Genomic DNA, 23,430 nt, shown 5'->3' on the forward strand with positions numbered 1-23,430 from the left:
CTCCGCCTGCCGGTCCCGATCCCAGTGGGTCCGCGCCACCGCACCCTATGGCGCGGTGACGCGAAACGCACTGTCTGTCTACTAGTTAAGAAGACTTCCCTGAAGCTCGGCACGGAGGTCCGGGGTGAGGACACTGCCGGCGCGGTCGACCAGAAGGGCCATTTCGTACCCAACCAGACCGATATCGGCGTCCGGGTGTGCGAGTACGGCCAACGAAGATCCATCGGAAACGGACATGATGAAGAGGAATCCTCGCTCCATCTCCACAACTGTCTGATTCACGGCGCCGCCCTCGAAGATCCGCGAGGCACCCGCGGTCAGCGAGGTCAGACCGGAGGCGACAGCCGCCAACTGGTCCGCACGGTCGCGCGGGAATCCCTCGGACATCGCCAGCAGGAGTCCGTCGGCGGAGACCACCACGGTGTGGGACACCCCAGGGGTGTTGTCCACGAAGTTGGTGATCAACCAGTTCAGATTCTGCGCCGCCTGGCTCATCGGGCTCACACTAACGCTCCTGGTTGTAGGTATTACTGGTGTCCGAACCCGCGTTACGTCCGCGCAGCACGCCACGTCGCAGGTTGCTCAACCTGCCACGCACGTCCTCCGGGGCGCGGGAGACCTGGGGGCCGCCCTGCTGGGTCTGTTCGGCCGTGCCCTCGACCAGATTGGCCTTGGGCACGCGCCGGGGAAGACCGGACGGGGTGATCCCGCCCGCCTTCGGCTCCCGGAGCTTCTCGGCCCGCTCCCAGCGCTCGTCGTTCGCCGAGCGCCAGTCCTCGGGACCGGTCTCCTCCGCCTGCGCGGGCGACGGCTGCCGCTGCGGCAGTTCCTCCTGCTGCTGCGGCGCCGGCTGCTCGGCGACGGGCTGCTCGTTGCCGCGGCCGGTGGGCTGCCAGTGCTGCTGGCCGCCGCGGCGCGGCAGACCGGCATCGGTCAGCTCGTGGCCGGCGTTCGGGACGGGTCCCGAACGGTCGAAGCCTACGCGTTCCTGCGAAGGCGCGGGAGCGCTCGGAGGAGATTCCGGCCCGTCCTGCGCCACCGGCGCGAACGCGCCCTGGTACGTGCCCTGATCAGCCCACTCTTCCTGCTGGGGCTGGGCGGCGTACTGCCCGTCGTAGGCCTGAGCGGGTGCCTGGGGAGCCGCGTACGGCGTCTCCTGGTAGCCCTCCTGGCCGCCGCCGTAGCCGGGCTGTCCGGCATAGCCGGTGTCCCCACGGTACGGGTCGTAGCCGCCTTCGTAGGAAGGCTGCTCGTACTGCTGCTCCTGCTGTCCGCCGGCCTGCTGCTCCTGGGCGTACGGGTCCGGGGCGTAGGCGGCCTCGCCGTACGGGGCCTCGGCGTACTGCTGCTGCGGCTCCTCCTGCTGCGGGAACGGCGGGCGCTCGCCACCGGTCTGCGCCTCCAGCGCCGCACGGCGCTCCTCACGCATCAGCGAGCGGCCCACCGGGTCGAGCTGAGCGGAGTCCTCGGACGGCTCCTCGTAGCGCGAGTCGTCGAAGCCGAGCTCCGCCGCCGTACGCAACTGGGGCTGCAGCGGAGCCGCGTCGAACGCCTGCTGCTGCGGAATGATCGAGGAGACGGTGAAGTCGTCCTGCGCGGGGGCGCCGTCGCCGCCGCCACCGTGGGTGATCGCGTCCGGCAGCATGACCAGCGACGTGGTTCCGGCCTGCTCGCCCGAGGGGCGCAGCTGGACCCGGATGCCGTGCCGGTCGGCGAGGCGGCCGACCACGAACAGGCCCATGCGCTGGGACACCGCGGCGTCCACCGTCGGCGGGTTGGCGAGCTTGTGGTTGATGTCGGCGAAGTCCTCGGCGGTGAGGCCGATGCCCTTGTCGTGGATCTCGATCATCACGCGGCTGTCGGGCAGCCGGGTCGCGGTGACCCGCACCTTGGTCTGCGGCGAGGAGAACGTGGTGGCGTTCTCCAGCAACTCGGCCAGCAGGTGCACGAGGTCGGTGACGGACTGGCCGTGGATCTCGGTCTCCGGCACGCCCGAGAGCTCGATGCGCTCGTAGGACTCCACCTCGGAGGAGGCGGCCCGCAGGACGTCCACCAGCGGAACCGGCTGGTTCCAGCGGCGGCCGGGCTCCTCGCCGGCGAGGACGAGGAGGTTCTCGCCGTTGCGCCGCATACGGGTCGCCAGGTGGTCCAGCCGGAAGAGGCTCTCCAGCTGGTCCGGGTCCGCCTCGTTGTTCTCCAGGTCGGTGATGAGGGTCAGCTGGCCCTCGATGAGCGACTGGTTGCGGCGCGAGAGGTTGGTGAAGATCGCGTTGACGTTGCCCCGCAGCATGGCCTGCTCGGCTGCCAGCCGGACCGCCTCGCGGTGCACCTGGTCGAAGGCGCGGGCGACCTCGCCGATCTCGTCCTGGGTGTTGATCGGGATCGGCTGGACACGGGTGTCGACCCGGCCCGGGTCGGTCCGGGAGAGCTGGTCGACGAGCGAGGGCAGCCGCTGCTCGGCGATGGAGAAGGCGGCCGTACGCAGCCGGCGCATCGAGCGGCTCATCTGCCGGGCCATGAGCCCGGCCAGGATGAAGGCGGCCAGCAGGGCGATGATCACGATCGCGGCGTTGACGATGGCGTCGGTCCGGGCGCTGGAGGAGATCTCCGCGGCCTCGGTCACCGCCTTGTCGACGAGCTCGTCCTCGACCGTGGTGTAGCCGTCGAACTTCGCGGTGGCGGCGGCCATCCAGGTCTCGGGGGTGATCCCCTTGGCCTTCAGGTCGGCCTGCAGGGTGTCGGACGACTGTCCCTGGCCGATCTGCTGGGCCATGCCGTCGTATACCGAGCCGTCGACGGTGGGGGGCATGACGAACGGCACACCGGCCGCGTCCGCCTGCTCCTTGGCGGCCTTGAGCTTGGCGGCGCCCTCGGCCGCCTTGCCCGCCATGACCGTCTTCAGCCGGGCGGCGTCGGCCTCCGTACCACCGGAGACGAATTCGCCGAGGGCGATCTGCTCCAGGTAGTTGTACGAGCCGAATGCCTTGACCTGGTCGTTGAACTTGCCGCTCTCCCGGCTGGGCCGCACCAGAAGGTGCATGCCGATGGAGCGCTGAAGCGATTCTGCAGCCTTGGCCAGCTCGATCGCGTAGACGGTACGGCCGTAACTGGTGATGTTTCCGGTGCCGAGGCCCAGCTCGTTGCAGAACTCCATCAGGGAGTGCTGGACCTGGGTGTATCCCTCTTCGGTCTTCACCGGGTCCATGGCGGCGGTGTAGGCGGCCTTGCGCAGCTCCGGGAGCTTGGGCTCCTCCAGCTTGAACAGCTTGAGGCGGCGATCCAGACCCTGCTTGCCGGGCATGTCCTTGACGGCCGCGTCGAACTTCTGAGCGGCGGCGTCGGTGGTGGCGCGGGCCCGGGTGACGACGTCGGAGTCGCGCTGGTTGGACAGCAGCGGCTGAGCGGTGAGGTCGCGCTCGTTGAGCAGCGCCTGTCCGTACTCGGCGGACGCGCGCACGATCAGCGCGGTCTTCTCGGCGTCCTGGGCCTCCTGCCAGGTGTCGAGCGAACCCTTCACCTGGAAGCCGCCCATGATCAGGCCGACCAGAACCGGGATCAGGAGGATCGCGTTCAGCCGGGTGGGCACCCGCCAGTTGCGCGGGGACAGCCGACTGGTGCTGCCACCGGCCGGTATCCCTTCGGACACATCGGCGGACGGCGGCACGGTGCGCGCCGGCGGGGTGAAGTTGCCCCGCTCGGCCTGCGCCGTCGCGCCCTCGTTGTTACGCCTCACTCGACCAACAACCTCTCGGCGTCGGCACCTACGTTGTGCCGTGTTTCGTTCAGGGCCGTACTACTCGGGAGTTCGTCGAATTGCAGCACGGCTACCGGCCGCGTTCCAAACAGTCGGAATGTGCGATTCCGAGTGGCTCACGCCTCAGATAAAACGGGCATAAAGAACGAGCCCCGCCAAAAGGCGGGGCTCATGTGAGCACAGCGATACCGCTCGTGCGCATCGGGTATTGACCGTGGGGTAATTCTCTTTCGAAACGTTATGAACACGGGGGTGGATCGTGTCAAAGGACACAGTCCGCCCCCGTGTGACTACGGCAATTGTCGTACGGCAATACCGACTTGTGCCTACTTGAGCCGCGCCATCAGAGCGTGCTCCACCAGCGTGATCAGACCGCTCTTGGCGTCACCGCGGTGCCGCGCGTCAGTCGTGATGATCGGGGTGTCGGGTCCGATCTGGAGCGCTTCGCGGACCTCGTCGGGGGTGTAGGGCTGGTGTCCGTCGAAGCCGTTGAGGGCGATGACGAACGGCAGTCCGCTGTTCTCGAAGTAGTCGACCGCGGGGAAGCAGTCGGCGAGGCGGCGGGTGTCGACCAGGACGACGGCGCCGATGGCGCCGCGTACGAGGTCGTCCCACATGAACCAGAAGCGGTCCTGTCCGGGCGTACCGAAGAGGTACAGGATCAGGTCCTGGTCCAGGGTGATGCGGCCGAAGTCCATGGCCACCGTCGTGGTGGTCTTGCCGCCGGTGTGGGTCAGGTCGTCGATGCCCGCCGAGGCGGACGTCATCACGGCTTCGGTACGCAGCGGATTGATCTCCGAAACGGCACCGACGAACGTGGTCTTGCCCACGCCGAACCCACCCGCCACCACGATCTTCGCCGAGGTGGTGGCCCGGGCTGCACCGCCGCCACTAGAGCTTGCGAAGTCCACTGAGCACCCTTTCGAGCAGTGTCACATCCGGCGCGCCGCCGGCCTCTCCGTTGCCCGGCTGGTGGATGGCCACCATGCCGGCTTCCGCCAGGTCCGCGACGAGGATCCGGGCCACACCGAGCGGCATCGACAGCAGGGCCGACACCTCGGCCACCGACTTGACCTCGCGGCACAGGTGGCAGATCCGCTGGTGCTCGGGGAGCAGTGTCCCCAGATGCGCGGGATCGGCCGTGGTGCTGACCAGCGCCTCTATCGCTAGCTGGTAGCGCGGTCGGGTCCGTCCACCAGTCATGGCGTACGGACGGACCAGCGGCTGGTCGCCTTCACCTTCGTACGACGCGCGGTTCAACGCGCCGTACGGATCGGGTGAGGCGGGTGGCGGGGTCATGAATCCTCCGGGCGTGACAGCAGGGTGTCGGCTTGCCGTCTGAAGGGGCCGGTGGGGGGCTGTAAGCGGCCGGACGGGCGAGTGATGGGGGCGGTACCTGGGCTAATCGTCTGTGTCACCGGTTCACGGCCGCCTAGTGGAGCAGGCTGCCCTGCAGCTCGGCGCGGAGGTCCGGAGTCAGGACGGTGCCCGCCCGGTCCACCAGCAGAGCCATCTCGTAGCCGACCAGACCGATGTCGGCGTCCGGATGGGCCAGCACGGCCAGTGAGGAGCCGTCCGAGATGGACATCAGGAAGAGGAACCCGCGTTCCATCTCCACCACGGTCTGGCTGACGGCGCCGCCCTCGAAGATCCGGGAGGCACCCGCGGTCAGCGAGGTCAGACCGGAGGCGACAGCCGCCAGCTGGTCGGCGCGGTCGCGCGGGAAACCTTCGGACATCGCCAGCAGCAGGCCGTCTGCGGAGACCACCACCGTGTGCGACACCCCGGGGGTGTTGTCCACGAAGTTGGTGATCAACCAGTTCAGATTCTGCGCGGCCTGACTCATCGGGCTCAACTAACGCTCCTGCTGGTGAGTGGGGCCGATTGGGAAACTGCCGGTCGACGGGCCGTTGTTGGCCTGACGTCCCTGCTGGATGCCCCGGCGGAGATTGGTCAGCCGCCCGCGCACATCATCGGGCGCACGCGACACCTGGGGACCGGACTGATGGTTCTGCTGCTGGGCGGTACCCGGCACCAGATTGGCACGCGGGACCCGGCGAGGCAGACCGGACGTAGTAATTCCGCCTGCCGCGGGCTTCTTCACCCGCTCCGCCTGCCGGACGAGTTCGTCGTTCGGCGAGGCACGCCAGGAGCTTGTGGCGCCCGTGTCACCCGCACCGCGWCGCGGTGCGGTGGGAGCGGGACGCTCCTCGGCGGGCTGCTGGGGGAAACCGGGAGCCTGCGGCGCGGCGGCGGGCGGCTGTTGGCCACCCTGCTGCGGACCGTGGAACCAGTTGGTCTCCAGCGTGTCGTACAGCGGGGTACGGCCGTCGCCGGGACCGGCCGGCGGCAGTGCCTCGGGCTGCGGCTGCTGCGGCAGGACCGGCCGGTAGTCCGCGCCCGGAGCCGGCGCGACCGGCGGACGCGGCGCACCGAAGTCCCCGTTGTCGCGGTCCCGCTGACGCGGCGCGGGCTGGCCCTGGGGGGCCTGTGCGGGCTGACCGAAGTCAGGGCGGGCGAACTGCGCGGTGCTCGCCGGGTCCGGGGCCTGCGGCGCGGGCCGCTGCTGCGGAGCCGGTGCCGAGAAGTCCGGGCGGGCGAACTCGGCGGTGGCGCCGGGGCCCTGACGGCTGTCCATCGGCGGACGCGGGCTGAGCGGCGGCGGGTTCAGCGGCCGCTGGAACTGGCCGGCGGACTCGGGCTCCTCATGACCGCGGGGCGCGTCGAGCGGGGAGCGCCGCGGTGCGGACGGCTCCTCGTTGCTGCCCCAGCTGGTGGTCTGCGGACGCTGCGGCTGGGGGTTGCCACCCGGCAGTTCCGCACGGGGACCGCCGACCGGCGGCAGTTGACGCTCGTTCTGACCGGGACCGCCGGGCTGCTGGAAACCGCCGCCCCGGCCGTCCTGCCGGGCCTGCTGCGGCTGGGGCGCCTGCCGGGCGGGACCGCTCTGCTCCGGACGCTTCTGGTCGAAGAGGCTGGGCCGGTCCGAGTCCGTGCGGGCGCCGTCGCCCTGGCCGCGGGCACCGAGCCGGGCACCGCCGCCGAAGGCACCGGAGAGCCCGCCACCCTGACGCGGCTGCTCCGGGCGCGAGGCGTCCGGCTGACGGCCCTGGGGACCGGTGCCGGTGCTCTGGAAGCCCGGGTTCTGCGGGCCGCCGGGCTGACCGGGCTGGCCCGGCTGGTTCGGCGGACGGGTCGCGCCGCCGTCGCGGGCCGGCAGGGCCGCCCGCGGACCGGAGCCCGCGCCGACCTGGCCGCGGTTGGCGCCAGGACCGGCGGCGAGCCGCCCGCCCGGGGCCGACGGAGCGCTCTCGAGACCGGTGCGGGGCGCGTTGCCGCCGGCGAGGAGGCCGCCGGGGGCGGGGGACTGCTGGCCCGGCGCCTGCTTCGGAGCGGGCTGCTTGCCGCCGTGCGCGACATCGACCGGGAGCATGACCAGCGCGGTCGTACCGCCGGAGTCGGACGGGCGCAGCTGGATGCGGATGCCGTGACGCAGCGACAGCCGGCCGACCACGAACAGGCCCATGCGGCGCGAGACCGAGACGTCCACGGTGGGAGGCGACGCGAGCCGCTCGTTGATCGCCGCGAGGTCTTCGGGGGAGAGGCCGATGCCCGTGTCGTGGATCTCGACGAGCACCCGGCCGTCGGGCAGCGCGTGACCGGTGACCCGGACCTTCGTCTGCGGCGAGGAGAACGACGTGGCGTTCTCCAGCAGCTCGGCGAGGAGGTGCACGAGGTCGTTGACGACCCGGCCGGCGACCTCGGTGGCGGGCACCGCGGCCAGTTCGATGCGCTCGTACTGCTCCACCTCGGAGGCGGCGGCACGGAGCACGTCGACCAGCGGCACCGGACGGGTCCACCGGCGGCCCGGCTCCTCGCCCGCGAGGACGAGGAGGTTCTCGCCGTTACGGCGCATGCGGGTCGCGAGGTGGTCGAGCTTGAAGAGCGAGGACAGCTGGTCGGGGTCGGCCTCGCGCGACTCCAGCTCCGAGATGAGCGAGAGCTGACGCTGGATGAGGCCCTGCGAACGGCGCGAGAGGTTGGTGAACATCGCGTTGACGTTGCCCCGGAGGAGGGCCTGCTCGGCGGCCAGACGGACGGCCTCGCGGTGCACGTCGTCGAACGCCGCGGCCACCTTGCCGATCTCGTCGCGGGAGTGCACACCGACCGACTCGACGGAGGTGTCGACGTCCTGCGGGTCCGTCTCCGAGAGCTGCTTGACGAGCTCGGGCAGCCGGTCCTGGGCGACGCGCGTGGCCGTGTCCTGCAGTCGCCGCAGCGAACGGATCATGGACCGGGCGACGACGAAGGCGCCGACCAGCGAGACACCGAGCACGAGCAGGATGAGCGCACCGGAGATGATCGCCTCGCGCTGGGACTCGTCGCGCAGTTCGCGCGCCTTGCCCTCCATGTCGCTGAGGAGCGTCTCCTCGATCTGCTTCATGGCCTGGATCTTGGTGGAGTCCTGGTCGTACCAGTCCATGTACGAACGGCGGGCGCCGGGGCTGCTGATGCCGTTCGTGTTGGTGAGGACCTTCTTGGCGTAGGTGTCCGCCGCCTTGATCTCGGGCTGGCCCTCGTCGAGCGTGGACGTCAGCTCGTCGGCGCTCTGGCCCGTGGTGGTGTAGATCGCCTCGAAGGAGCGGCGGGCCGCGTCCTCCTTGTTCAGGGCGGCCTCACCGAACTGCTGGTCGTTGCGGTCGAGGTGGGGCTGCTTGTCGTTGCCGCCCGGCAGCGCGGCGGCGATGATCGCGCGCTGGACCGACGCGTACTCCTTGGCGGAGGAGAAGGCCGCCAGGGCACGGGTCCGCTTGATCATCTCGGGGTTGCTGGTCGCCTGCGCCATGTCCTGGGAGAGGCTCAGCAGCGAGGCGATCAGCTGGCTGTAGGCGTCGACCGTCTGGAGACTCGGACTGTCCTTGGAGTACGCCTGCTTGCGGATGTCACGGATGGAGCCGAGCTGCGAGGCGATCTGCTGGACGCTGGAGTGGATGCTCTCCAGGGCCTCGTCGCCCTCGGTGTCACCGATGTCGTTCGTCGCGGTGAAGAACGCCTTCTTCGCGCGGTCGGTCTTCTTCCGCGGCTCCGTGACCTTGAAGTCGTCCGCCGGCACCCCGTTGGACAGCGGGCCCGCCGACCGGTCGCGCTCCTCCTGGAGCGCCTGGGCCAGCGAGGTCGCCTGCTTCGTCATCCGGGTGAGCAGCTGCATGTGCTCCAGCTGCTGGATGTCGTTCATGGAGTCGTTGATGCGGAGACCACCCAGCGTGGTCGCGGCGACCACGGGGAGGGCGAGCAGGGAGACCAGACGCGTGCTGATGCGCCAGTTACGAAGAGCTACTCGTGATCCCGTGTTGACCGGGCCCCGCGACTTGAGCGGAGAGACCGGATCGGACCCACCGCCCGCCGTGGAGCCGGGGCGCCGCTCGCGCTCGCTGTTGTCGCCGGCCGCGGCCGGTCCGGGGTTCTGGGCGTGCTGGGGCGAGGAACCGCGGTCGGTCCCGCCGCGCGGCTCCTGTTCCGCCGCAGCGCTGCCATCCCTCTTGAAACGTCCCTGCACTAGCGTCGCAACCTCTGGACCAGGCGTTCTCCCGTCATGGACGGAAGGAACGGTGTCGGCGTCGTGGGGCGTTGTGGCGCCCCATGGTGGTCGTGAGTGACCGGCGCACTTCCCCTTCCCGCCGCCACTCGGCGCTGCGTAGCGCCCCTGCGCGCCGGCTTGAAACCCGCGGCGGTGCGTGGAATTCCAGCACAGTGCCGGATCTCCAACAAGGGCCAGGTACCGGGCTGTGACCTGGGTGACACGTTGTGATGGCGGTGTAACAAGACGTGGAGACCGTTCACTGCCATACCGGACGATTGCGGGTGAATCAGGTCACGTGGGCCGGTGTCCCAGTCGACATGATCAGGAGCGGAATGGTTAATTCAGTGATGCAATGTCCGTTTCTTCCCGCCGCACCGGCCGCCCGAATTGGCGGGATTGTCTGTCACTTCGTGAGCAAACTCACAGGATGATCGCCGTCTCTTCCGGGTCTGCGGAGGGAATCGGATGTTTAGCCTGACGCTTTACAGGGATGGCAAAACCGACAACCGGCGCCCCTTCCGGGCGGCGCCCCTACCGACAGGGTTCGTACGGCAGATGAAGACGACGATGATGTTCCGCAACATTGCCAACCCCCGGCGCACCACGCTGGCGCACCTCAAGGACGCCGAAGCGCTGCAGACGCCGGAGCGGCCGGAGCACGCAGTCGACCTGCCGACGCAGACGGCCAACCCGCGCCGCACCATCCTGATGACGGCGCCCGCAGCCACCACGGCCGCCGCGGAGTAATGCGCACAGCGTCCCCGCTCACCCGCGTTAGCCTGGAGCGTCAGTCTTCAGCTACCCAGCAAGTGAGGGGCGACAGCAACCCGTGCGCATCGCCAGGTTCTCCATCGACGGCAATGTCGCCTTCGGCGCGGTCGAGGGCGACGGGCCCGATGGTCTCGTCCTCGACATCATCAAGGGCATCCCGTACGCCGACTTCGAGCTCTCCGGGACCAAGGTCCCGCTGAGCAAGGTCCGGCTGCTGCCGCCGGTGCTCCCCAACAAGGTCGTGGGCATCGGCCGCAACTACGCGGAGCACGCCGCGGAACTCGGCAACGAGGTCCCCGACGTCCCCGTCGCCTTCTTCAAGCCCACCACCTCGGTGATCGGCTCCGGCGACGCCATCGAGTACCCCTCCTTCTCCGAGGAGCTGCACCACGAGGCCGAGCTGGCCGTGGTCATCGGCCGCATGTGCCGTGAGGTGCCCCGGGAGCGGGTCAAGGACGTCATCTTCGGCTACACCTGTGCCAACGACGTCACCGCGCGCGACGCCCAGAAGCGCGAGAAGCAGTGGGCCAGGGCCAAGGGCTTCGACACCTCCTGCCCGCTCGGCCCCTGGGTGGAGACCGACCTCGACCCCGGTGACCTCGCCATCCAGGCCACCGTCAACGGCGAGCAACGCCAACTGGGCCGGACGAGCGACATGATCCGCTCCATCGAGGACCTGGTCGTCCACATCACGGAAGCCATGACGCTGCTTCCGGGCGACGTGATCCTCACCGGCACTCCGGCAGGGGTCGGACCCCTCCATGTCGGCGACGAGGTCGCCGTCACCATCGAAGGCATCGGCACTCTCACCAACAAGGTGATCAAGCGTGGTTAACGCACCAGTCCGCGTACGTTTCTGTCCCTCCCCGACCGGCAACCCCCACGTGGGCCTGGTCCGGACAGCTCTCTTCAACTGGGCCTTCGCCCGGCACCACCAGGGCACCCTGGTCTTCCGCATCGAGGACACCGACGCGGCGCGCGACTCCGAGGAGTCGTACCAGCAGCTCCTCGACGCGATGCGCTGGCTCGGCCTCGACTGGGACGAGGGCCCCGAGGTCGGCGGCCCGCACGCCCCGTACCGCCAGTCGCAGCGCATGGACCTCTACAAGGACGTCGCCGAGAAGCTCCTCGCCGCCGGCCACGCGTACCACTGCTACTGCACCACCGAGGAGCTCGACGCCCGCCGTGACGCCGCCCGCGCCGCCGGCAAGCCGTCGGGCTACGACGGCCACTGCCGCGACCTGAGCGCGGAGCAGAAGGCCGCGTACGAGGACGAGGGCCGCACGTCCATCGTCCGCTTCCGGATGCCCGACGAGGCCCTCACCTTCACCGACCTGGTCCGCGGCGACATCACCGTCCAGCCGGAGAACGTGCCGGACTACGGCATCGTCCGCGCCAACGGCGCCCCGCTCTACACGCTGGTCAACCCGGTCGACGACGCGCTGATGGAGATCACCCACGTCCTGCGCGGCGAGGACCTGCTCTCCTCCACCCCGCGCCAGATCGCCCTGTACGCGGCGCTCACCGAACTGGGCATCGCCAAGCAGACCCCGCAGTTCGGCCACCTGCCGTACGTCATGGGCGAGGGCAACAAGAAGCTCTCCAAGCGCGACCCGCAGGCCTCGCTCAACCTCTACCGCGAGCGCGGCTTCCTGCGGGAGGGGCTGCTCAACTACCTCTCGCTGCTCGGCTGGTCGATCGCCGAGGACCGGGACATCTTCGACATCGACGAGATGGTCGCGGCGTTCGACATCAAGGACGTCAACGCCAACCCGGCCCGCTTCGACCTCAAGAAGTGCGAGCACATCAACGCCGAGCACATCCGCAAGCTGGATGTGAAGACGTTCACCGAGGCGTGCGGCCCCTGGCTGCAGGCCCCGTTCGCCCCCTGGGCCCCGGAGGCCTTCGACGCGGACGTGTTCGCGGAGATCGCCCCGCACGCCCAGACCCGGGTCACGGTGCTCTCCGAGATCACGGCCAACGTCGACTTCCTCTTCCTCGACGAGCCGGCGACCGACGAGGCGTCCTGGGCCAAGGCGATGAAGGAGGGCTCCGACGCCCTCCTCGTCACGGCCCGCGCCAACCTGATCGCCGCCGAGTGGAACGCGGAGGCGCTGAAGGCCGCCATCCTCGCCGCCGGCGAGGAGCACGGCCTGAAGCTCGGCAAGGCGCAGGCCCCGGTCCGCGTCGCCGTCACCGGCCGCACGATCGGCCTGCCGCTCTTCGAGTCCCTGGAGATCCTGGGCCGCGAGCGCACGATCGCCCGCATCGACGCGGCACTGGCGAAGCTGGCCGCGTAACGGCGCGTACGGACAGGACACGGACGGGCCCGGCGACCGCACACAGCGGCCGCCGGGCCCGTCGGTCCGTTCCGGCGCGCGTAGAGTCGGAACATGCCGATCAGAGCCGTCCTCTGGGACGTGGACGACACCCTCTTCGACTACACGACGGCCGCCGCCACCGGCATGTCCCGGCATCTCGCCGCCGAGGGGCTGCCCGAGGCCTACGCCACCGCCGGCGAGGCACTCGAAGCCTGGGCTCGGCTCACCCGGCTCCACTGGCAGCGGTTCTCCGACGGGGAGACCGACTGGCAGGGCCAGCGCCGCGACCGGGCCAGGGACTTCCTCGCGCGCCCGCTGGACGACGCGGCGGCCGACGCCTGGTTCGAGCGCCACATCGCCCACTACGAGGCCGCCTGGGCGCTCTTCCCGGACGCCGTTCCCGCACTCGACGCGCTGACCGGGGTCTACCGGCACGCCGTGCTGTCCAACTCCGCCCTGGAGCAGCAGCACCGCAAACTGACCGCGCTCGGCGTGCGCGACCGCTTCGAGACCGTGCTGTGCGCGGCGGAGCTGGGCATCTCCAAGCCCGCCCCCGAGGCCTTCCTCGCCGCCTGCGAGGCCCTGGACCTGCCGCCGGCGGAGGTCGTCTACGTGGGGGACGAACCCGACATCGACGCCCGCGGCGCGGTGGCCGCGGGTCTCGCGGGCATCTGGCTGGACCGGTACGGGCGGGGCGGGCGGCCCGAACTCGTCCGGATCACGGCCCTGGACCAGCTGCCCGGCCTGCTGGCAGGCAATACCCGTTTTGGAGCGCCGGACACCTTCGGGTAATGTTCTTCCTGCGCCGCCCAAGCGGAACGAAAGATCCGGACGGGAAGCGCAGACAGAGACAACACCCCTCAGGGGTTGCGTTTCAGTGGGCTATGGTGTAATTGGCAACACTACGGTTTCTGGTACCGTCATTCTAGGTTCGAGTCCTGGTAGCCCAGCGCAAGACAGCAAGACAAGTAAGTTGCAGGAACAAGCCCCCGTTGTGTAGCGGCCTAGCACGCTGCCCTCTCACGGCAGTAGCGCCGGTTCGAATCCGGTCGGGGGTACAGATCCTTCCCGCGAGAACACCTGGGTCGCACCCACGTTTTCGATGCAGGATCGCTAGGGCCCCCGTTGTGTAGCGGCCTAGCACGCTGCCCTCTCACGGCAGTAGCGCCGGTTCGAATCCGGTCGGGGGTACTTGTAACACCATGGGCTATGGTGTAATTGGCAACACTACGGTTTCTGGTACCGTCATTCTAGGTTCGAGTCCTGGTAGCCCAGCGCAAGACAGCAAGATCAAGCAAGTCGCAGGACCCAAGCCCCCGTTGTGTAGCGGCCTAGCACGCTGCCCTCTCACGGCAGTAGCGCCGGTTCAAATCCGGTCGGGGGTACAACAGAGCAGCAGACGAAGGCCCTTCACTCCGGTGAGGGGCCTTCTGCTTGTGTGCGTGGGCCGTTGGCGGCCCGGAATCCGTACGGCGTCGGATCAGAGCCCGTACCGCCGGGCGGACTCCTCCTCCTGGGCCAGCCGTCGCAGCGCCGCCAGCAGCGGCTCGTGCAGCACCGCGGCGGCGACCGCCATCTCCACCTGCTCCGACTCGGTCGGATAGGTCTCCATCATGTCCAGGTCGCGGACCGCCACTTCGTGCATCAGGCGTGCGTGGTCCGCCAGGTAGTCGCCCTCGCACGGATAACCGAGGCGGATCAGGGTGGCCAGGGACGCGACCAGTGACCGGTGCGCGGGGGAGAGGGAGCCGATCTCCCGCGCGGTCGACCAGCCCAGCCGGTCCAGCAGCCGCTCGACCTCGGCGGTGGCCGCCACCGTCTCCGGCGCCTCCTCGTCCGGGTCCGGGCCGTGCGGCAGTGACCACAGGGCCGCGCCCAGCCGGATCGTCCGGCCCAGGGACGCGTCGTCCGCGTGGTTCAGCACCTCGCGGGCCGTGGCGACGGGCAGGCGGCCCACCTGGAGCAGGGCCCGGATCAGCCGCAGCCGGCGTACATGGCTGTCGTCGTACTCGGCCTGCGTCGCACTCACCCGCTGCCCCGGTGGCAACAGTCCCTCGCGCAGGTAGTACTTGACCGTCGCCGTGCTCACGCCGCTCCGCTCACTCAGTTCCGAGAGCCGCATTCCGTCCCCTCCCTTGCGCCGCCCCTCGGGCGGTGCCACGATCCAACCATTGGATAGTTCAACTCTCCAACGAAGCCAGGGGGCCCGCATGTTTGCGAAACCGATTCCGGGACGGACGACCGCGGCGGCCGGAGGGGATGTGGTGATCCTGCTGATCGGCATGCGGATCAACCACTTCCGGGGGGTGCACCACTGGCTTCCGGTCCTCCTCGCGATGCCGCGGCTGCTGCGGGAGTTGAGCCGGGACAAGAGCCGGGGGCTGCTGCGGTACCAGCTGCTGACCGGTTCGCCGAGGACGTACTACGTCGTGCAGTACTGGGAGTCGAAGGAGAAGCTCTACGCGTACGCCGTGGCGCCGGACATGCTGCACCGCAAGGCGTGGGCGATGATCAACCGCAAGGAGAAGAAGTCCCGGCAGCACGTGGGGCTGTGGCACGAGACCTATGTCGTACCCGAGGGCGGCTACGAGTCCATCTACGCGGATATGCCGGCGTACGGACTGGCCGCGGCGACCGGGTCGCTGCCGATCGAGAAGCGGGGCCGCCGTGGGGCGGACCGGTTCGCGCATCGTTCCGGCGCGGAGTGAGGTTCTGGAGGCGGGCCGCCACGACGCTGGGGCGGCCTCGGGAGATGGTGTACGGAGGCAGGCTCAGCCGGTACGGCGCAGTGCCTCGCTCAGCCGGGCGGCCGAGTCGATGACGGCCTGGGCGTGCATCCGGCCGGGGTGGCGGGTCAGCCGTTCGATCGGTCCGGAGACCGAGACGGCGGCGACCACCCGGTTCGAGGGGCCGCGCACGGGGGCGGAGACCGAGGCGACGCCCGGTTCACGCTCGCCGATCGACTGGGCCCAGCCCCGGCGACGTACGCCGGAGAGTGCCGTCGCGGTGAAGCGGGCACCCTGGAGGCCGCGGTGGAGGCGCTCCGGCTCCTCCCAGGCCATCAGGATCTGGGCGGAGGAGCCCGCCTTCATGGTGAGCGTGGAGCCGACCGGCACGGTGTCCCGCAGACCGGACAGCCGCTCCGCCGCCGCCACGCAGATGCGCATGTCGCCCTGCCGGCGATAGAGCTGGGCGCTCTCGCCGGTGATGTCGCGGAGGTGGGTGAGCACCGGTCCCGCCGTGGCGAGCAGCCGGTCCTCGCCCGCCGCTGCGGCGAGCTCCGACAGCCGGGGGCCGAGAATGAAGCGGCCCTGCATGTCCCTTGCCACCATGCGGTGGTGTTCCAGTGCCACGGCCAGCCGATGAGCCGTGGGTCGTGCGAGCCCGGTCGCCGCTACCAGCCCGGCGAGGGTGGCCGGCCCGGACTCCAGGGCGCTCAATACCAGAGCTGCCTTGTCGAGAACGCCGACGCCGCTAGAGTTGTCCATACGACGATACTCGCGTCTCACTCTGTGAAACGCAAGTTCAATTTTCCAGGGAAGTTGCGAACCTGTACGGGCGGCCCCACAACGGCCCGTAGCCACCGCCCCGCACGGGGGTCCGGACGGGGGCGCACCGAATCTCTAGTTGGGCCGGCGACGACGCCGGCCGGAGGGAAAGCGATGGGTAGGACACTCGCGGAGAAGGTTTGGGACGACCATGTCGTCCGGCGCGCCGAAGGTGAGCCCGACCTCCTCTACATCGATCTGCACCTGCTGCACGAGGTGACCAGCCCGCAGGCCTTCGACGGTCTGCGGCAGGCCGGACGCCCGGTGCGGCGCCTCGACCTCACCATCGCCACCGAGGACCACAACACCCCCACCCTCGACATCGACAAGCCGATCGCCGACCCGGTCTCCCGCGCCCAGCTGGAGACCCTGCGCAAGAACTGCGCGGAGTTCGGCGTCCGGCTGCACCCGCTGGGCGACATCGAGCAGGGCGTCGTGCACGTGGTCGGCCCGCAGCTGGGCCTGACCCAGCCCGGCACCACCGTCGTCTGTGGCGACTCCCACACCTCCACGCACGGCGCGTTCGGCGCCCTGGCGTTCGGCATCGGCACCAGCCAGGTCGAGCACGTGCTCGCCACCCAGACGCTGCCGCTGGCCCGCCCGAAGACGATGGCGATCACCGTCGACGGCGAACTGCCCGACAGCGTCACCGCCAAGGACCTGATCCTCGCGATCATCACGCGGATCGGCACCGGCGGCGGCCAGGGCTACATCCTCGAATACCGCGGTTCCGCCATCGAGAAGCTCTCGATGGAGGCCCGGATGACCATCTGCAACATGTCGATCGAGGCCGGTGCGCGGGCGGGCATGATCGCCCCGGACCAGACCACCTTCGACTATCTGCAGGGCCGGGACCACGCCCCGCAGGGCGAGGACTGGGACGCGGCCGTCGCGTACTGGAAGACGCTGCGCACGGACGACGACGCGGTCTTCGACGCCGAGGTGGTCATCGAGGCCGCCGAACTGGCGCCGTTCGTCACCTGGGGCACCAACCCCGGCCAGGGCGCGCCGCTGTCGGCCAACGTCCCCGACCCCGCTTCGTACGAGGACGCATCGGAGCGCAACGCCGCCGAAAAGGCCCTGGAGTACATGGGGTTGACCGCCGGCCAGCCGCTGCGCGAGATCAACGTCGACACCGTCTTCGTAGGCTCCTGCACCAACGGCCGGATCGAGGACCTGCGGAACGCCGCCGCGGTCCTGGACGGCCGCAAAGTCGCCGACGGCGTACGGATGCTGGTCGTCCCGGGTTCCGTCCGGGTCGCCCTGCAGGCCGTGGCGGAGGGCCTGGACAAGGTCTTCACCGCTGCCGGCGCCGAATGGCGGCACGCGGGTTGCTCGATGTGCCTGGGCATGAACCCCGACCAGCTGGCCCCCGGCGAGCGCTCCGCCTCGACCTCGAACCGCAACTTCGAGGGCCGGCAGGGCAAGGGCGGCCGTACGCACCTGGTCTCCCCGCAGGTCGCCGCCGCCACCGCCGTGCTGGGCCATCTGGCCTCGCCGGCCGACCTGTCCGACGTCCGTACGCCCGCCGGAGTCTGAGAATCATGGAAGCTTTCACCGCACACACCGGCCGGGCCGTCCCGCTGCGCCGCAGCAACGTCGACACCGACCAGATCATCCCCGCCCACTGGCTGAAGAAGGTCACCCGGGACGGCTTCGAGGACGGACTCTTCGAGGCCTGGCGCAAGGACGAGAACTTCGTCCTCAACCGCCCCGAGCGCAAGGGGGCCTCGGTCCTGGTGGCCGGCCCCGACTTCGGTACCGGCTCGTCCCGCGAGCACGCCGTCTGGGCGCTCCAGAACTACGGCTTCAAGACCGTGATCTCCTCCCGGTTCGCCGACATCTTCCGCGGCAACTCGCTGAAGAACGGGCTGTTGACCGTGGTCCTGGACCAGCAGGTCGTCGACGCCCTCTGGGACCTGGCCGAGGCCGACCCGACGGCCGAGATCACCGTCGACCTGGAGAAGCGGCAGGTCCTCGCCGAGGGCATCACCGCCGACTTCGAGCTCGACGAGAACGCCCGCTGGCGACTGCTGAACGGGCTGGACGACATCAGCCTCACCCTTCAGAACGAAGCGGACATCGCGGCCTACGAGGCGGCCAGGCCGGCCCACAAGCCCCGTACAATTAACGCCTGAGCAGCGCGTTTCCCGTACTGCGCCCCCTGCCTTCTGGTAGGGGGCGCAGTCGCTTGTTGAGACCCCGTCGGGCGACAACTCGCCCCAGATGGCACAATCGGTGCATGGAACGCGACAGCCAACTCAAGCTTTACGGCCAAGTCGCCGACCAATTGAAGGAAGCGCACTCACGAGTGCGTGCACTGCAAGTCCCGGAGGGCGTACGGATGGCGCTGAACCGGAAGCTGTTGGTCGTCACGGCCGCGGCAAAGCACGATCTACCGGATGCGGCAAGGCGTCTGGACCGGTTGATGAAGGACCTCGATGAGGGCCGATTCCCCGAAGGTGACTGACTCTGCGGAACTGCGCAGCGGTCGACTTCGTTGCGGCACTAGGGTGATTAGCCCGTTTCGTGTTTGATTTGCGGTATATATCTGCCTAACGTGCGAAAAAGCCTGAACAGTTTCGTTCGGGCGATGTCTCCGAAGGGGAAGACGTGAACAAGGCGCAGCTCGTAGAAGCGATTGCCGACAAGGTCGGCGGCCGTCAGCAGGCCGCGGACGCCGTCGACGCGGTGCTCGACGCGATCGTTCGTGCGGTTGTCGCAGGTGACCGGGTTTCGGTCACCGGCTTCGGCTCGTTCGAGAAGGTCGACCGCCCCGCCCGTTACGCCCGCAACCCGCAGACGGGTGAGCGCGTACGGGTCAAGAAGACCTCGGTGCCCCGCTTCCGTGCGGGCCAGGGCTTCAAGGACCTGGTGAGCGGCTCGAAGAAGCTCCCCAAGAACGACGTGGCCGTGAAGAAGGCCCCCAAGGGCAGCCTCTCGGGCGGTTCTTCCACCCGTACGACGGCCAAGGCCGCCGCCAAGAAGGCGACCGCCAAGAAGGCCGTGGCGAAGAAGGCAGCCACCGCCAAGAAGACCGTGGCGCCCGCGAAGACCACGGCCGCGGCCAAGAAGACCACCGCGAAGAAGACGTCCGCGGCGGCGAAGAAGACCACGGCGGCCGCGAAGAAGGCGGCCCCGGCGGCGGCGAAGAAGACGACGACCGCCAAGAAGGCCGTCGCGGCCAAGACCGCGCCCGCCAAGAAGACCACGGCGAAGAAGGCGCCCGCGAAGAAGACCACCGCGCGCAAGACCACGGCCAAGAAGGCCACTGCACGCAAGAAGTGAGGACCGGAACCTCAGGGCTCCTCACACACGCGCCGGGCCGGGCTCCCCTCGGGGAGCCCGGCCCGCGGGCTGTTCCGGGACGCTCAGAACGTCTGCAGCGTGATCAGGGTGATCCGCAGCGCGGCGCCCTCGCCCTGCCCCTCGATCCGCACCCGTTGCCCCGGACGCAGCAGCCGCAGGCCGCCGGCGTCGAAGGCCGGTGCGTCGAAGTCCACCGGGGTGCCGTCGTCGAGCAGCACGCTGCCGGTGCGGGTCTCGGGGTCGTACGTGTACGAGGTCGCCTGCATGGGCGGCAGCCTATCGGTCCGCCGCCCGGACCCCCGCGGCCCAGCGCCCCGCCGTGTACGGACCGACCCCCAGCGCCAGCGCCGCCCGCAGATCGTCGCCCGTGTCCACGTCCTGGCGCACCGAATCGATACCGGACAGCGTGATCTCCACCGCCCCCGACGCGAGATGCCGGGCCCTGGACGGGCCGCCGAAATGCGGGCCCAATTCCACTCCCGGCCCAGCGGCGAGAAATGTCGTTCCGATTCCTGCGGCATCGCACACGAAAGCCCGGGGGAAAGCCGCGGAAAATTCGAGTACGCGGGACAATTCCACCGGCCGGAGCGCGGGCAGATCGGCGTTGAGCGCGGCGACGGCCGACCGCGGCCTGCCCGCGCGCACGACGCGTTCACCGTGTGCGAGCGCGGCGTTGAGTCCGGCCGCCGGGGCGTCGGCCACGATCCGGGCCCCGAGCGCCGCCAGCGCCGCTCCGGCCGTCGTGTCGTCCGTGACGACGACCACATCGGCGACCTCCGGGCACGACAGCGCGGCCGACACGGTGTCGCGGGCGAACGCCAGGGCCAGCCGGGGCCGCAACAGGGCGCCGGAAGCGGGCGTCAGCCTGCTCTTCGCCCGCGCCAGGGGCTTCAACGGGACGACCAGTGACCAGGGGCCGGTCGAGTCGGTGTTCGTGGCGGTCTCCCCCTCGGTGCGCATGGCCGCCTATTCTCGCCTGCCGGTGCGACAACCCGGAGGGTCGGTCCGGAAGGTGAGGCGTACGGTGTTCTCGACAGAGCAGGGGCCTGGGGCGAGACTTGACCGTCGGTAGTCGGTCAGGAGTCAGTTCCACAGTCAGGCCATACAGGAAGGTGTCCGAGTGTCCCGCCGCAGAATCGGCTTCTGGTACCGCCTGGCAGCGGTCATCGCGAAACCGCCGCTGGTGATTCTGTTCAAGCGCGACTGGCGGGGAATGGAACACATTCCGGCCGACGGCGGATTCATCACCGCGGTCAATCACAACTCGTACCTGGACCCGCTTTCGTACGGGCATTTCCAGTACAACACCGGACGGGTGCCGCGGCTCCTCGCCAAGGCGGGCCTCTTCAAGACCCCCTTCGTCGGGATGATGCTGCGCGGCACCGGCCAGATCCCCGTGTACCGCGAGACGACGAACGCGCTGGACGCCTTCCGGGCCGCCGTCGACGCCATCGAGCGGGGCGAGTGCGTCGCCTTCTACCCCGAGGGCACCCTCACCCGCGACCCCGACATGTGGCCCATGGCCGGCAAGACCGGCGCCGCCCGCGTCGCGTTGATGACCCGTGCCCCGGTCATCCCGGTCGCGCAGTGGGGCGCCAACCTGGCGGTGCCGCCGTACGCCAAGGAGAACAAGGTCCGCCTCTTCCCCCGCAAGACCCTCCAGGTCCAGGCGGGACCGCCCGTCGACCTCTCCCGGTTCTACGACCAGGAGCCGACGCCCGACGTGCTGCGCGAGGCGACCGAGGTCATCATGCTCGCGGTCACCGCACAGCTGGAGGAGGTGCGCGGCGAGAAGGCGCCCGCCGAGCCCTACGACCACCGCAAGGCCCGAGCACAACAACGGCGCAAGGCCGAAGGAGAGGGACCCAAGTGACGCACCCCGTAAAGGCAGCCGTCTTCGGAACCGGCTCATGGGGTACGGCCTTCGCCATGATCCTCGCCGACGCGGGCTGCGACGTGACGCTCTGGGGGCGCCGGGCCGAGGTCGCCGAGGCCGTCAACACGACCCGTACCAACCCCGACTACCTGCCGGGCATCGAACTTCCCGCGTCGATCCGGGCCACCACGGACGCCGCCGAGGCCCTGCGCGGGGCCGACTTCGCGGTCCTCGTCGTGCCGTCCCAGACGCTGCGCGCCAACCTCGCCGACTGGGCCCCGCACGTAGAGCCGCAGACGGTCCTGGTCTCGCTGATGAAGGGCGTCGAACTCGGCACCGCGAAGCGGATGAGCGAGGTCATCGAGGACGTCACGAAGATCTCCGCCGACCGTATCGCCGTCGTCACCGGACCCAACCTCGCCAAGGAGATCGCCGAACGCCGCCCCGCCGCAGCGGTCGTCGCCTGCCAGGACGAGTCCGTCGCACGCCGCCTCCAGGCCGCCTGCCACACCCCGTACTTCCGCCCGTACACCAGCACCGACGTGGTCGGCTGCGAACTCGGGGGCGCCGTCAAGAACGTCATCGGGCTGGCCGTCGGCATCGCCGACGGCATGGGGCTCGGCGACAACACCAAGGGCTCGCTCATCACCCGCGGCCTGGCCGAGACCATCCGCCTCGGTGTGGCCATGGGCGCCGACCCGCTGACCTTCTCCGGACTCGCCGGCCTCGGCGACCTGGTGGCGACCTGCTCCTCGCCGCTCTCCCGCAACCACACCTTCGGAACCAACCTCGGCCGCGGCATGACGCTCCAGGAGACCATCGCCGTCACCAAGCAGACCGCCGAGGGCGTCAAATCGTGCGAGTCCGTGCTCGACCTGGCCCGACGGCACGGAGTCGAGATGCCTCTCACCGAGACGGTCGTCTCCATCGTCCACGAGGGCAAGCCGCCCATGGTCGCGGTCAAGGAACTCATGTCGCGCAGCGCCAAGGCCGAACGGCACTGAGAAGCTGACCCCGTTCGGCCCCGGACGGCCCCGGCCGCGCTGACGCGACCCGTACCAGCAGGTACGCTCATCGCGATATGAGCAGCGAGAACCTCCCCCAGAGTACGGAGCAGCAGCTCCGCAAGCCGCGTGTGGCCGTCGTGTTCGGCGGCCGCAGCTCCGAACACGGCATTTCGGTGGTCACGGCCGGTGCGGTCCTGAACGCGATCGACCGGACGAAGTACGACGTCCTGCCGATCGGCATCACGACGGACGGCCGCTGGGCGCTCACGGCCGACGAACCCGAACGCATGGCCATCACGGACCGCAAGATGCCCGACGTGGCCCAACTGGCCGAGTCCGACGAGGGCGGCGTGGTGCTCTCCGTCGATCCCGGCAGCCGTGAAGTGGTCTACAGCGAGCCCGGATCGGTCCCCAAGGCGCTCGGCGAGGTCGACGTCGTCTTCCCCGTCCTGCACGGTCCCTACGGTGAGGACGGCACGCTCCAGGGTCTCCTGGAGCTCTCCGGCGTACCGTACGTCGGCGCCGGCGTCCTCGCCTCGGCGGTCGGCCAGGACAAGGAGTACATGAAGCGCGTCTTCACCTCCTTCGGGCTGCCCGTCGGGCCGTACCTGGTCGTGCGCCCCCGCGAGTGGGACCACGACCCCCAGGGCGCCCGCGCGCGCATCACGGACTTCGCCGGCGAGCACGGCTGGCCGCTCTTCATCAAGCCCGCCCGGGCCGGCTCCTCCATCGGCATCACGAAGGTCGACGACGCCTCCGGCCTCGACGAGGCGATCGAGGAGGCCCGCCGCCACGACCCCAAGTTCCTTGTGGAGTCGCTGCTGCGGGGACGCGAGATCGAGTGCGGGGTGCTGGAGTTCGAGGACGGTCCGCGCGCCAGCGTGCCCGCCGAGATCCCGCCGGTCACCTCGCACGACTTCTACGACTTCGAGGCCAAGTACATCGACGCGGCGTCGGGCATCGTGCCCGCCCCGCTCACCGACGAGGAGACCGCCGAGGTCCAGCGGCTCGCGGTAGAGGCCTTCGACGCCGCTTCCTGCGAGGGACTGGTGCGAGCCGACTTCTTCCTCACCGAGGACGGCGGCTTCGTCATCAACGAGATCAACACCCTGCCGGGCTTCACTCCGATCTCCATGTACCCGCGCATGTGGCAGGAGAGCGGCGTCAGCTACCCGCAGCTGGTGGACCGGCTCATCCAGGCGGCGCTGGACCGTCCGACCGGCCTGCGCTGAGCGGCACCGGGACGGCCGAGGGGGTGCGCTC

General features: G+C 69.7%; 22 protein-coding genes and 5 tRNA genes. 17 read left to right on the top strand and 10 right to left on the bottom strand.

Annotated features, from left to right (window positions below):
• Positions 1-81: 81 nt before the first annotated feature.
• The 6 genes from EAO72_RS34800 to EAO72_RS34825 all read right to left on the bottom strand — a co-directional run bounded on the left by EAO72_RS34800 (position 82) and on the right by EAO72_RS34825 (position 9,311).
• The gene (locus EAO72_RS34800; protein WP_018551717.1) at positions 82-495 is read right to left on the bottom strand and encodes a roadblock/LC7 domain-containing protein; all 414 of its coding nucleotides are present in this window, start codon (positions 493-495) and stop codon (positions 82-84) included.
• A gap of 10 nt (positions 496-505) precedes the next feature.
• The gene (locus EAO72_RS34805; protein WP_148021030.1) at positions 506-3,733 is read right to left on the bottom strand and encodes a sensor histidine kinase; all 3,228 of its coding nucleotides are present in this window, start codon (positions 3,731-3,733) and stop codon (positions 506-508) included.
• 347 nt (positions 3,734-4,080) lie between these two features.
• A complete protein-coding gene (locus EAO72_RS34810) occupies positions 4,081-4,665 on the bottom strand; it encodes a GTP-binding protein (RefSeq protein WP_148021031.1) in 585 nt (194 codons plus the stop codon).
• On the bottom strand, positions 4,646-5,053 hold the full coding sequence (locus tag EAO72_RS34815; protein WP_148021032.1) for a DUF742 domain-containing protein: 408 nt from the start codon (positions 5,051-5,053) through the stop codon (positions 4,646-4,648). Before EAO72_RS34815 ends, EAO72_RS34810 begins: the two co-directional genes overlap by 20 nt.
• Positions 5,054-5,186: 133 nt before the next feature.
• On the bottom strand, positions 5,187-5,600 hold the full coding sequence (locus EAO72_RS34820) for a roadblock/LC7 domain-containing protein (RefSeq protein ID WP_006127850.1): 414 nt from the start codon (positions 5,598-5,600) through the stop codon (positions 5,187-5,189).
• Between the two features lie 9 nt (positions 5,601-5,609).
• Positions 5,610-9,311, bottom strand: a complete 3,702-nt coding sequence (locus EAO72_RS34825) for a sensor histidine kinase (protein WP_148021033.1) — start codon at positions 9,309-9,311, stop codon at positions 5,610-5,612.
• Between the two features lie 579 nt (positions 9,312-9,890).
• Here EAO72_RS34825 and EAO72_RS34830 point away from each other — a divergent pair.
• The 9 genes from EAO72_RS34830 to EAO72_RS34870 all read left to right on the top strand — a co-directional run bounded on the left by EAO72_RS34830 (position 9,891) and on the right by EAO72_RS34870 (position 13,812).
• Positions 9,891-10,082, top strand: a complete 192-nt coding sequence (locus EAO72_RS34830; RefSeq protein WP_148021034.1) for a hypothetical protein — start codon at positions 9,891-9,893, stop codon at positions 10,080-10,082.
• Positions 10,083-10,164: 82 nt separating this feature from the next.
• Positions 10,165-10,941: a fumarylacetoacetate hydrolase family protein gene (locus EAO72_RS34835; protein ID WP_148021035.1), complete on the top strand. Its 777-nt coding sequence runs from the start codon at positions 10,165-10,167 to the stop codon at positions 10,939-10,941.
• On the top strand, positions 10,934-12,406 hold the full coding sequence (gene gltX / locus EAO72_RS34840; RefSeq protein WP_148021036.1) for a glutamate--tRNA ligase: 1,473 nt from the start codon (positions 10,934-10,936) through the stop codon (positions 12,404-12,406). Before EAO72_RS34835 ends, gltX begins: the two co-directional genes overlap by 8 nt.
• A 93-nt stretch (positions 12,407-12,499) precedes the next feature.
• Positions 12,500-13,219 (top strand): HAD family hydrolase, encoded by a 720-nt coding sequence (locus tag EAO72_RS34845; protein WP_148021037.1) that lies wholly within the window; start codon positions 12,500-12,502, stop codon positions 13,217-13,219.
• Positions 13,220-13,305: 86 nt separating this feature from the next.
• Positions 13,306-13,377: transfer RNA gene (locus EAO72_RS34850), tRNA-Gln, on the top strand.
• A gap of 35 nt (positions 13,378-13,412) precedes the next feature.
• A tRNA-Glu gene (locus EAO72_RS34855) sits at positions 13,413-13,485 on the top strand.
• A 60-nt stretch (positions 13,486-13,545) separates the two neighbouring features.
• Positions 13,546-13,618, top strand: a tRNA-Glu gene (locus EAO72_RS34860).
• Positions 13,619-13,630: 12 nt separating this feature from the next.
• Positions 13,631-13,702, top strand: a tRNA-Gln gene (locus EAO72_RS34865).
• Positions 13,703-13,739: 37 nt separating this feature from the next.
• Positions 13,740-13,812, top strand: a tRNA-Glu gene (locus EAO72_RS34870).
• 95 nt (positions 13,813-13,907) lie between these two features.
• Here EAO72_RS34870 and EAO72_RS34875 read toward each other — a convergent pair.
• The gene (locus EAO72_RS34875) at positions 13,908-14,549 is read right to left on the bottom strand and encodes a MerR family transcriptional regulator (RefSeq protein ID WP_148021038.1); all 642 of its coding nucleotides are present in this window, start codon (positions 14,547-14,549) and stop codon (positions 13,908-13,910) included.
• A gap of 88 nt (positions 14,550-14,637) precedes the next feature.
• Between EAO72_RS34875 and EAO72_RS34880 the strand changes: the two genes are divergently transcribed.
• A complete protein-coding gene (locus EAO72_RS34880) occupies positions 14,638-15,135 on the top strand; it encodes a DUF4188 domain-containing protein (RefSeq protein ID WP_148021039.1) in 498 nt (165 codons plus the stop codon).
• A gap of 63 nt (positions 15,136-15,198) precedes the next feature.
• Here EAO72_RS34880 and ndgR read toward each other — a convergent pair whose 3' ends face one another.
• Positions 15,199-15,915 (bottom strand): IclR family transcriptional regulator NdgR, encoded by a 717-nt coding sequence (gene ndgR, locus EAO72_RS34885; RefSeq protein WP_003966003.1) that lies wholly within the window; start codon positions 15,913-15,915, stop codon positions 15,199-15,201.
• A 174-nt stretch (positions 15,916-16,089) separates the two neighbouring features.
• Here ndgR and leuC point away from each other — a divergent pair, with 174 nt between their 5' ends.
• The 4 genes from leuC (at position 16,090) to EAO72_RS34905 (ending at position 19,263) form a co-directional block, all read left to right on the top strand.
• On the top strand, positions 16,090-17,514 hold the full coding sequence (gene leuC, locus EAO72_RS34890) for a 3-isopropylmalate dehydratase large subunit (protein ID WP_148021040.1): 1,425 nt from the start codon (positions 16,090-16,092) through the stop codon (positions 17,512-17,514).
• A gap of 5 nt (positions 17,515-17,519) precedes the next feature.
• Positions 17,520-18,113: a 3-isopropylmalate dehydratase small subunit gene (leuD, locus tag EAO72_RS34895; RefSeq protein ID WP_148021041.1), complete on the top strand. Its 594-nt coding sequence runs from the start codon at positions 17,520-17,522 to the stop codon at positions 18,111-18,113.
• A gap of 104 nt (positions 18,114-18,217) precedes the next feature.
• Positions 18,218-18,445 (top strand): SCO5555 family protein, encoded by a 228-nt coding sequence (locus EAO72_RS34900; RefSeq protein WP_136330716.1) that lies wholly within the window; start codon positions 18,218-18,220, stop codon positions 18,443-18,445.
• Between the two features lie 143 nt (positions 18,446-18,588).
• The gene (locus tag EAO72_RS34905) at positions 18,589-19,263 is read left to right on the top strand and encodes an HU family DNA-binding protein (RefSeq protein ID WP_148021042.1); all 675 of its coding nucleotides are present in this window, start codon (positions 18,589-18,591) and stop codon (positions 19,261-19,263) included.
• A gap of 83 nt (positions 19,264-19,346) precedes the next feature.
• Here the strand turns inward: EAO72_RS34905 and EAO72_RS34910 are convergent, their stop codons facing one another.
• Positions 19,347-19,550: a hypothetical protein gene (locus EAO72_RS34910; protein WP_148021043.1), complete on the bottom strand. Its 204-nt coding sequence runs from the start codon at positions 19,548-19,550 to the stop codon at positions 19,347-19,349.
• Positions 19,551-19,560: 10 nt separating this feature from the next.
• Positions 19,561-20,244, bottom strand: coding sequence for a 2-phospho-L-lactate guanylyltransferase (cofC, locus tag EAO72_RS34915; RefSeq protein ID WP_148021044.1), 684 nt, complete (start codon positions 20,242-20,244; stop codon positions 19,561-19,563).
• 160 nt (positions 20,245-20,404) lie between these two features.
• On the opposite strand from cofC, the gene EAO72_RS34920 reads away from it, so the two are divergent.
• From EAO72_RS34920 to EAO72_RS34930, 3 genes are all read left to right on the top strand, one after another.
• Positions 20,405-21,157, top strand: coding sequence for a lysophospholipid acyltransferase family protein (locus EAO72_RS34920; protein WP_148021045.1), 753 nt, complete (start codon positions 20,405-20,407; stop codon positions 21,155-21,157).
• Positions 21,154-22,164 carry an NAD(P)H-dependent glycerol-3-phosphate dehydrogenase gene (locus EAO72_RS34925; RefSeq protein WP_148021046.1) on the top strand — a complete coding sequence of 337 codons (1,011 nt, stop codon included), beginning with the start codon at positions 21,154-21,156 and terminating at the stop codon, positions 22,162-22,164. The genes EAO72_RS34920 and EAO72_RS34925 overlap by 4 nt, the downstream gene beginning before the upstream one ends.
• A 77-nt stretch (positions 22,165-22,241) precedes the next feature.
• Positions 22,242-23,399 (top strand): D-alanine--D-alanine ligase family protein, encoded by a 1,158-nt coding sequence (locus EAO72_RS34930; protein ID WP_148021047.1) that lies wholly within the window; start codon positions 22,242-22,244, stop codon positions 23,397-23,399.
• Positions 23,400-23,430: the final 31 nt, after the last annotated feature.

It is taken from the genome of Streptomyces sp. OR43 (assembly GCF_008042275.1).
Lineage (GTDB): Bacteria > Actinomycetota > Actinomycetes > Streptomycetales > Streptomycetaceae > Streptomyces.

Bases quoted from the DNA above. Each gene is read 5' to 3' on its own strand.
- EAO72_RS34820 (WP_006127850.1), bottom strand. From the start codon at position 5,600: ATGAGTCAGGCCGCGCAGAATCTGAACTGGTTGATCACCAACTTCGTG.
- EAO72_RS34910 (WP_148021043.1), bottom strand. From the start codon at position 19,550: ATGCAGGCGACCTCGTACACGTACGACCCCGAGACCCGCACCGGCAGC.
- EAO72_RS34930 (WP_148021047.1), top strand. From the start codon at position 22,242: ATGAGCAGCGAGAACCTCCCCCAGAGTACGGAGCAGCAGCTCCGCAAG.
- EAO72_RS34880 (WP_148021039.1), top strand. From the start codon at position 14,638: ATGTTTGCGAAACCGATTCCGGGACGGACGACCGCGGCGGCCGGAGGG.
- leuD (WP_148021041.1), top strand. From the start codon at position 17,520: ATGGAAGCTTTCACCGCACACACCGGCCGGGCCGTCCCGCTGCGCCGC.
- EAO72_RS34900 (WP_136330716.1), top strand. From the start codon at position 18,218: ATGGAACGCGACAGCCAACTCAAGCTTTACGGCCAAGTCGCCGACCAA.
- ndgR (WP_003966003.1), bottom strand. From the start codon at position 15,915: ATGGACAACTCTAGCGGCGTCGGCGTTCTCGACAAGGCAGCTCTGGTA.
- EAO72_RS34830 (WP_148021034.1), top strand. From the start codon at position 9,891: ATGAAGACGACGATGATGTTCCGCAACATTGCCAACCCCCGGCGCACC.
- EAO72_RS34800 (WP_018551717.1), bottom strand. From the start codon at position 495: ATGAGCCAGGCGGCGCAGAATCTGAACTGGTTGATCACCAACTTCGTG.
- EAO72_RS34875 (WP_148021038.1), bottom strand. From the start codon at position 14,549: ATGCGGCTCTCGGAACTGAGTGAGCGGAGCGGCGTGAGCACGGCGACG.
- cofC (WP_148021044.1), bottom strand. From the start codon at position 20,244: ATGCGCACCGAGGGGGAGACCGCCACGAACACCGACTCGACCGGCCCC.
- EAO72_RS34815 (WP_148021032.1), bottom strand. From the start codon at position 5,053: ATGACCCCGCCACCCGCCTCACCCGATCCGTACGGCGCGTTGAACCGC.
- EAO72_RS34845 (WP_148021037.1), top strand. From the start codon at position 12,500: ATGCCGATCAGAGCCGTCCTCTGGGACGTGGACGACACCCTCTTCGAC.
- leuC (WP_148021040.1), top strand. From the start codon at position 16,090: ATGGGTAGGACACTCGCGGAGAAGGTTTGGGACGACCATGTCGTCCGG.